This is a genomic window from Sphingomonas pruni NBRC 15498 (genome assembly GCF_001598455.1).
Lineage (GTDB): Bacteria > Pseudomonadota > Alphaproteobacteria > Sphingomonadales > Sphingomonadaceae > Sphingomonas > Sphingomonas pruni.
In genome coordinates, this window is sequence record NZ_BCYZ01000142.1 from 1 (window position 1) to 3,053 (window position 3,053).

1 pseudogene is annotated in these 3,053 nt (G+C 60.7%); it reads right to left on the reverse strand.

The features are described 5' to 3' along the window. A pseudogene (locus SPR01S_RS20855) lies at positions 1 to 2,721 on the reverse strand (hypothetical protein); the annotation flags it as partial. Between the last annotated feature and the right edge of the window lie 332 nt (positions 2,722 to 3,053).

The following is a 3,053-nucleotide window of genomic DNA, read 5'->3' on the forward strand; positions in this document are numbered from 1 at the left end:
GGCACCGCCAACCACCACATCGTTGCCGGCATCGCCGAAGAGCTGGTCGTTGCCGTCATCGCCATAGATGGTGTCGGCGCCGACACCGCCATGGATCGTGTCCGCTCCGCCGCCTCCCAGGAGAAGGTTGTCGCCCTCATTGCCGGTGATGACGTTGGCCAGCTCATTGCCGACACCGAAGATGTTGCCGGCACCCGACGCCAGGGTCAGATTCTCGATATTGGCGTAGAGATAGAAGTTCGAGGTGGAGACGACGGTGTCGGTGCCTTCGCCGGCATTCTCGAATACTACGTCGCTTTGCTGATCGACATAGAAGACGTCGTCGCCGACACCACCATAGAGGCGGTCAGTACCCACACCTCCGTCGATCACGTCGTTGCCCGCGCCGCCGATGATCACATCGTTGCCGGCATCACCGTAAAGCTGGTCGTTGCCGTCCTCGCCGTAGATGGTGTCGACCCCCGCGCCGCCATGGACGATATCGGCTCCCGCACCCGCCAAGAGGAGGTTGTCGCCCTCATTGCCGGTGATGGTATTGGCCAGCTCATTGCCGACGCCGAAAATGTTGCCCGCACCCGCCGCCAGGGTCAGATTCTCGATGTTTGCATAGAGGTAGAAGTTCGACGTCGAGATCACTGTGTCGGTACCTTCGCCGGCATTCTCGAACACCACGTCGGTTTGCTGGTCGACGTAAAAGACGTCGTTGCCAGTGCCGCCATAGAGACGATCGGTACCCGTACCGCCGTCGATCACGTCATCGCCCGCCCCACCGTCAAGGCTATCGTTGCCGCCGCCACCGTACAAACGGTCGTTGCCGCTGCCACCGCCTATGAAGTCGTAACTGTCACCGCCGTGCAACTGATCGTCACCGCCGCCGCCCTGAACCGTGTTGCTGGTATTGATAAAGCCGAACACCGTGTCGTTTCCGGCATCGCCATTCACAATGCCTCCAACTGCGTTGACCACGCCCCGTAGGTCGAGCGTGTTGCCGGCAGCGGAAAGATAGATGTTGGTGCGGTCGAGAGTGACACCGGCCATTGTGAGCGATCCGGAATCGGCGAGATGTATATCCACGATCGAGAAACGAGTGATCCCAGCGAGCTGCGCGACGTTGAACCGAAGGGAGGCATCGAAACTGACCCCGCCAACAATTTCGAAGCCGGTAATGGTGCTCGTGGTGAAATCCAATGCGCCGCCGCCCGTGTTGATCGACAGCGTATCGGTGCCTGCACCACCATCCATCACTTCTCCGGCTACCAGATCGGTGACATTCGAGATAATGATGTTGTCGTTGCCGTCGCCACCATGCAGTTCATCGCGACCCGCGCCTCCTTCCAGAAGGTCGTTGCCCGTACCGCCATTCAGGACGTCGTTGCCGCCTTCGCCATGCAATTCAGCCTCACCGGATCCAACGGTGACGAAGTCGTTGCCGTCTCCGGCGTACACGGTAAGGCGCAGTCCGGGATATACGATCGGGAGGTCTGCGGTTTCCCTGACAGTTAGCGTGTCGGAGAAGTTGGAGCCCCACAGCGTTTCCATGGCTTCGAAATTGCTGATGGTGGTGCCCATGAACGAATGCGTTCCGCCACCAAGGACACTGGCCGTATCGAGCGTGACGCCCGCGCTCGCCGCGCGGAACGAGATTGACAGATAGTCCGTGCCGTCGCCGCCATCCGCATAGTCGCCGAGGCCGATCGAGACGAATTCGTTGCCCGACCCGCCGAACACCTGATCGTGATCGAGCTTGTCGTCCGCCGTACGCACACTGCTGCTGGTGCTCGACGAGACGTCGGTGGAGATCGATGAAGCCTTGTCGCTTCCGCGAAGGATGTCGGCGCCCGCGCCACCATACATGATCGCACCTGTGCCCGCTTTGGCGATAATCTCGTCATCGCCGTCATCGCCATAGAGCGTGGCCGGATACGAGCTGTTGTTGTCAGCGAAGACGTGATCGTTTCCGGCGTCCCCGTGAATCGACCCAGCCGTACCGTATATCGTGTCGTTGCCGTCGCCGCCGCTGACCAAGCCAGGCTGATAGGGGCCTGTGATGGTATCGTCCCCGGCGCCGCCGTCCACCTCGACCTGATAGACCGATGCCCAGGCGTCGATTGTGTCGTTGCCGACTCCGCCATCGACCAGCTTGGTGTAATAGCTGCTCGTAAGGTGGTCGTCGCCGCCCAAGCCGTAAAGCGACGATCCCGGCGAAAGCGACGTGCTGTAGTCATGAATGGTATCGGCGAAATTGCTGCCTTGAATATCGACGATCGCGCCGATGTTGGAGATGATGCCGCCGCCGACGATGACGGATCCGACTGTGGAGAGCTGATAGAAATCAACCGTTACACCCGATGTCGCGCCGCCGAGATTGATATAGAGAAGATTGCTCCCCGAGCCCCCGTCGACCGTATCACCATAACCCGAGAAGATCATGTCGTCGCCGGCACCGCCGGTGAGGACATCATGATCGGTAAATGTGTCGGCGGAGCTGCCGCCAAGATTAATCCATGCGCCGGCGGGCCAATTCGCGCTGAGTGCATGAGATACAAGGAAATCGTTACCGTCGCCGCCGTCGAGCGTGTCGGCACCCGCTCCGCCGTACAACCTGTCATTACCGCCGTTGCCCGAAGCCGTGTCGTCGCCAGGAGTCCCGGTATAGGTATCGTCTCCCGGGCCGCCGCTGAAACTGTCTTGCGGCTGCACAATCGCTGCCTGATTTGCCATAATCCCCCCCAAATAAACCGAGTCCGCTTGATCCATCCACACGGCTATCACGGCCTATGCCGCTCTAGATAGAGGATTTTTGAGGCCATAGCGGGCGGAAATCCCCGTTTCGGAAACAAAAAACCGCCGCCCGGATTGCTCTGGGCGGCGGTTGTGTTTTCGGCTGATGCGGTGCGGAGTGGCCTAGAACGCCGCCATCACCGCTGGTCCATGGCCACCATCATGCCATAGCCCGGAGAGCATGGCGCCGTGGTCGATCGCCTGGAGGTCGGAGGTTGCCGGAGCCGCGGCGAGGGTGGTGAGGGTGGTGACCGCGGCCGAGCCGCCGGCGA